Source organism: Actinomadura montaniterrae (assembly GCF_008923365.1).
GTDB classification, from domain to species: domain Bacteria; phylum Actinomycetota; class Actinomycetes; order Streptosporangiales; family Streptosporangiaceae; genus Spirillospora; species Spirillospora montaniterrae.
Map to the genome: position 1 here is coordinate 1 of NZ_WBMR01000389.1, position 5,025 is coordinate 5,025.

Here is a 5,025-nt window from a genome sequence, read left to right on the forward strand (position 1 = left end):
CGGGCGTCTCGGGCGGCGGGGCGTGCGTCTGCGGCGGGGCGGGCTGGGGCGGCGGCTCGGGGGTGGCGGCGGGCGGCTCCGCGCAGCCCGGCGCGCCCGGCCCGACGTTCACGTGGACCTGTCCGTCGATGCAGACGCTGACCCCGCCGCCGCCCTCCCCGGTGACCGTGACCGAGGACGACGGGTCGGGCGCCGGATCGGCGAGCGCGCAGGCCGGCAGCGCGAGGGCCCCGGCGAGCGCCCCGCCGATCGCGGCGGGGAGCAGCGGCAGCCGGTGCATGCTCAGCCACCTCCGGAGATGCGCCGCAGTTCGGCCGCCGCGCCGGTGTAGGCGTCGGGGTGGACGGCGAGGCCGCCGCGGAACACGTGCGCGATGTCGAAGACCAGGTAGACGCCGGCGGCCAGCAGCCCGGCCATCATCGCGAGCGGGACGAGCGTCAGCCCGCGCGGCCGGGCGCCGGCGAACAGGGGCAGCAGCATGACGACGATCCCGGTGAGGACGGTGACGATCAGCAGCCCGGCGGGCGGGCTGGTCTTGGCGTCCATGGCCCGCTGGTGGCGGGCCGCGGAGATCTCGGTGAGGTGGTCCAGGACGCTGCCCTGGGCGTTCTGGAGCTCGTCGGTGCTCGCGTTGACCGCGATCACCTCGCGGCGCAGGCCGTCGAGCCTCGTCCATCCGGCGGCGCTGAGCCGGCCGTGGTCGCGCATGAGCCGCCATTCGGGGCCGCGGACGAGCTGCACGTAGTCGCGCAGCCCGGCCTGGACGCGCTGGGCGTCGGCGGGGGGCAGCCGGGAGGCGGCCCAGTACGCCTCGACGACCGCCTGGCTCTCGGCGTAGGTGTTGGAGCGGGCGGAGTCGGCCGAGGTCCACGGCACCACGATGGCGATGGCGAACGCGAGCAGGAACAGCGCCGACAGCATCGCCCCGGTGTGCGCGGTGGTGGGGCCGTCGGGGTCGGGGTCGTCGACGCCGTGCCGCCCGCGCCGCACGAGCCGGCTCGCGAGGATCACGACGATGACGGCGCACACCGCGGCCGCAATATAAATGATCATGGCCCTCCAGGCGGAACCGGACTTGCCGCGGCCGGGGCCGGGTCCCCGCCCGCATGCGACTGTCGGTGATTCTAGGCTCACCATGCGTGTCCGGGCCGTGGTTTCGGCTTGGTCGTCACCTGGGGGTGACGTGACCGGCCGGGGCGGGAAGCAAAGGCTGGCTCTGGACGGGCTTCCGTGCCGGGAGGGAGCGCGGTGCACGGAAGGGGAAGGAGTGGTGGAGACGGTGCGGCGTGTGCCGTAACCGCAGGATCCGCTGTTAGTTCTTGCGATTTGTGGTTCGGATGCCGGAAGATCTCCGGTAGAGAACTCGCATAGAAGGACGATTGTCGGTAACCGGCCTGAGAGGGGCGGCAGCGTGAGGGGAGACGGCAATGGCGCCGCAGGGAAAGCTGGACCTCGATCCGCAGGTGGTGGCCGCCGCCCGGCGGCTCGCCGCCCGGGCCGCGGAACCGATCATCGAGATGGCCCGCTCCCACACCACCGTCTCGGTTGAGCGGGCGCTGCTGCGCCTCGCCGGGCTGACCGGCGCCGACGACGAGGGCCGGCCGTGGGCCAACCACCTCGCCGACGCCGTCCGCGACCAGGTCGGCCTCGAGCACGGCGTCGCGCTGCCGGTGTGGGACGCCCTGCTCGCCGGGCCGCACCGGACCCTCGGCGACCTCGCGCAGGCCGCCGCCCGGGGGCGGGTGTCGTTCCGGCTGCCCGCCGGCACCGACGCCGCGCACGCCCGCGAGGCCGCGTCCGCCGCCGCCCGCACCGGCATCGCCCGCATCGACCGCCGCCGCGCCGAACGCGACGCGCTGCTGGCCGAGCTGCCCACCCCCGACGCCGCCGACCCGCCGCGCCCGCTCGTCTACCTCATCGTCGCGACCGGCGACATCTACGAGGACATCCCGCAGGCGCAGGCCGCCGCCCGCGAGGGCGCCGACGTCGTCGCGGTGATCCGCTCCACCGGGCAGTCGCTGCTGGACTTCGTCCCCGAGGGCGCCACCCGCGAGGGCTACGCCGGCACCTACGCCACCCAGGAGAACTTCCGGCTGATGCGCGCGGCGCTCGACGACGTCTCGCGCGAGCTCGGCCGCTACGTCCGGCTGACCAACTACGCCTCCGGGCTGTGCATGCCGGAGATCGCCACGCTCGCCGGGCTGGAGCGCCTGGACATGATGCTGAACGACTGCATGTACGGCATCATCTTCCGCGACATCAACCCCCGCCGCACCTTCATCGACCAGCGCTTCTCCCGGCAGATCCACGCCCGCGCCGGGATCGTGATCAACACCGGCGAGGACAACTACCTCACCACCGCCGACGCGGTCGACGCCGCGCACACCGTGATCGTCAGCCAGCTGCTCAACGAGCGGTTCGGGCACGAGGCGGGCCTCGCCGACGCCCAGCTCGGCCTCGGCCACGCCTTCGAGATCAATCCGGCGATCCCCGACTCGTTCCGGCTGGAGCTGGCGCACGCCCAGCTCGTCCGCGAGCTGTTCCCCGGCGCGCCGCTGAAGTACATGCCGCCGACCAAGCACATGACCGGCAACATCTTCGCCGGCTACCTGCTGGACGCCTTCTTCAACCTCGCCGGGGTGCTGACGGGGCAGTCGATCATCCTGATCGGGATGATGACGGAGGGCATCCACACCCCCTGGCTGTCGGACCGCGACCTGGCGCTGGAGAACGTCCGCTACGTCCGCGACGCCTGCGGCGCCCTCGCCGAGGACTTCATGCCCCGCCCCGACGGGATGATCGTCCAGCGGGCCAGGCAGGTGCTCTCGGAGTCGGTCGAGCTGCTGGAGCGCATCAACGACGACGGGCTGCTCACCGCGATCGCCGAGGGCACCTTCGGCGTCACCCGCCGCCCGCCCGACGGCGGCAAGGGACTGGACGGCGTCGTCGAGCGCGCCGACGGCTACGTCAACCCCGCCATCGAGATCCTCGACACCGAGGACCCGCACGCCCACCGGACCGCGGCGGCCGCCGCCGCGCAGGAGGTGCCCGCATGACCGTCGAGACGACCGGGGGGACGCAGGCCCCCGCCCAGCCCGCCGACACCCGCCAGGTGATCCGCCCCTACGGCGACACCACCGGCGACGGCATGGTCCAGATGTCGTTCACCCTGCCCGTCCCGGCGGGCAAGCGCGCCGACGCCGCCGCGCTGCAGCTCGCCGGGAAGATGGGGCTGGACCCCGCCAGCGTCGTGCACGCCAAGCCGATGGGCCCCGACTTCACCTTCTTCATCGTCTACGGGCGGGTCGGGCACCTCATCGACTACGCCTCCATCCCCGTCCCGGAGGAGCGCGCGTACCCGCTGCTGTCCTCGCAGGAGGTCAACCTCGCGATCCGGGGCGCGCTGAACCGGCGGCTCGTCGTCGTCGGGGCGTGTATCGGCACCGACGCCCACACCGTCGGCATCGACGCGATCCTCAACGTCAAGGGGTTCGCGGGGGAGAAGGGCCTGGAGTACTACCGGGAGATCCAGGTGGTGAACATGGGCGCCCAGGTCACCGTCGAGGAGCTCGTCGAGCGCGCCAAGGCCGAGGACGCCGACGCCGTGCTGGTCTCCCAGGTCGTCACGCAGAAGAACGCGCACCTGCACAACACCAAGCAGATGGCCGCCGCGTTCCACGCCGAGTACCCCACCGCCGTCGCCGCCGGGATGGGACGCCCGCTGCTGGTCGTCGGCGGGCCCCGGTTCGACACCGTCACCGAGGAGGACCTCGGCGTCGACCGGATCTTCGGCAAGGGCACCACGCCCGCCGAGGTCGCCAGCTACCTCGTCCACGCCCTGCTCCCGGGGCAGGCCGTCCAGGACGCCCGGCAGGCCGCCGACGACGAAGGAGAGAACGGACGATGAGCGACCCCCGCGAGGGCCTGACCGTCACCCACCGCCGCTACGTGCCCTACGCCCACGCCCACTACGCCGGCGACCTGGTCGACGGCGCCTACATGCTCGGCCTGTTCGGCGACGTCGCCACCGAGGTGTGCATCCGCACCGACGGCGACGAGGGCCTGTTCGCCTCCTACTCCGACGTGCAGTTCCGCGCGCCCGTCCGGGCCGGGGACGTGCTGGAGGCCAGCGCCGTCGTCACCCGTGTCGGCACCCGCAGCCGCACCCTGGACTTCGAGGCCCGGGTGGTGTGCCGGGGCCGTCCCGACAAGGGCGAGTCGTCCGCCGAGGTGCTGGCCGAGCCGATCGTCGCGGTCACCGCGACCGGCACGGTGGTCGTCCCCGCGCCCGGCGGCTGACGCGCGGGCCCGATCCCGCCCGCGGCGCAGGAGGCCGCCGCGGGCAAGATCGGCGCGTCCGGGACGGAATTGACAGGGGCCCGCGATCATGGGGCTGAGCTGGGAGAACAAGGAGTCGCCGCAGAACATGCGGCGGTTGACAAGGGCCGCGAAGCCGGTAGTTTTGCTGCAGTCCAGCACGGGACTCACCGATCGGCCGCCCGGGTCGTCACCGGGCACCGCGCCGCGGCGGGACCAGAGCGGGCCACACCGGTGGCCGACGCCCCCGCCCGAGCCAGTGCGGTGGTCCGGGCCGGTGTCCGGGCGGAGCCGCCCGATCGCGCGGGGGGTTGGACCCGGGAAGGGCCCGGACATCCAGTAGAAAACGGAGACCCGCTCTCACCGCCTGTGGGACGGCTCCGGCCCGATGGATGTCACGGGCCCTCTTCCGCGTCCGCCGCGACCCCCGGCCGCCGCTCTACCCGCCCTATCCGCCGTTTCCGGCCGCGCCTCCCGCCGTCCGTATCGCCCCGCCCCAGGCCCCGAGCGCATACCGTTGCCGCATCGGCGGTAGCACCGAGACCGGGGCGTGGTCGCCCCGGCCGCCGCGGGCCGGTAGCGTTCCGGCGGACGGATCGAGCGAACGAGGGGTGGACGTTGGCCCAGGAGACCCTCCCGGACCGGCAGCCGGCCGGCGGACCGGCGGACGCCGGCGGCGGGACCGGCGGCGCGGCCGGGCGCCCCGGG

The 5,025-nt window shown here is 73.9% G+C and carries 4 protein-coding genes and 1 pseudogene; 3 read left to right on the forward strand and 2 right to left on the reverse strand.

Annotation, left to right across the window (positions count from 1 at the left end):
* Positions 1 to 280 (reverse strand): annotated as a pseudogene (locus F9B16_RS49110) (hypothetical protein); the annotation flags it as partial.
* Positions 281 to 282: 2 nt separating this feature from the next.
* On the reverse strand, positions 283 to 1,053 hold the full coding sequence (locus F9B16_RS49115; protein ID WP_151547134.1) for a bestrophin-like domain: 771 nt from the start codon (positions 1,051 to 1,053) through the stop codon (positions 283 to 285).
* A 374-nt stretch (positions 1,054 to 1,427) separates the two neighbouring features.
* Between F9B16_RS49115 and kamD the strand changes: the two genes are divergently transcribed.
* The 3 genes from kamD to kal are packed head-to-tail and all read left to right on the forward strand — an operon-like array spanning position 1,428 to position 4,299.
* On the forward strand, positions 1,428 to 3,056 hold the full coding sequence (gene kamD / locus F9B16_RS49120) for a lysine 5,6-aminomutase subunit alpha (RefSeq protein WP_151547135.1): 1,629 nt from the start codon (positions 1,428 to 1,430) through the stop codon (positions 3,054 to 3,056).
* Positions 3,053 to 3,907, forward strand: coding sequence for a lysine 5,6-aminomutase subunit beta (gene kamE / locus F9B16_RS49125; RefSeq protein WP_151547136.1), 855 nt, complete (start codon positions 3,053 to 3,055; stop codon positions 3,905 to 3,907). Before kamD ends, kamE begins: the two co-directional genes overlap by 4 nt.
* A complete protein-coding gene (kal, locus tag F9B16_RS49130; RefSeq protein WP_151547137.1) occupies positions 3,904 to 4,299 on the forward strand; it encodes a 3-aminobutyryl-CoA ammonia lyase in 396 nt (131 codons plus the stop codon). Before kamE ends, kal begins: the two co-directional genes overlap by 4 nt.
* The last annotated feature ends 726 nt before the right edge of the window (positions 4,300 to 5,025 follow it).

Excerpts from the sequence above, each read along its gene's own strand:
- F9B16_RS49115 (WP_151547134.1), bottom strand. The coding sequence starts at position 1,053 with ATGATCATTTATATTGCGGCCGCGGTGTGCGCCGTCATCGTCGTGATC.
- kamD (WP_151547135.1), top strand. The coding sequence starts at position 1,428 with ATGGCGCCGCAGGGAAAGCTGGACCTCGATCCGCAGGTGGTGGCCGCC.
- kamE (WP_151547136.1), top strand. The coding sequence starts at position 3,053 with ATGACCGTCGAGACGACCGGGGGGACGCAGGCCCCCGCCCAGCCCGCC.
- kal (WP_151547137.1), top strand. The coding sequence starts at position 3,904 with ATGAGCGACCCCCGCGAGGGCCTGACCGTCACCCACCGCCGCTACGTG.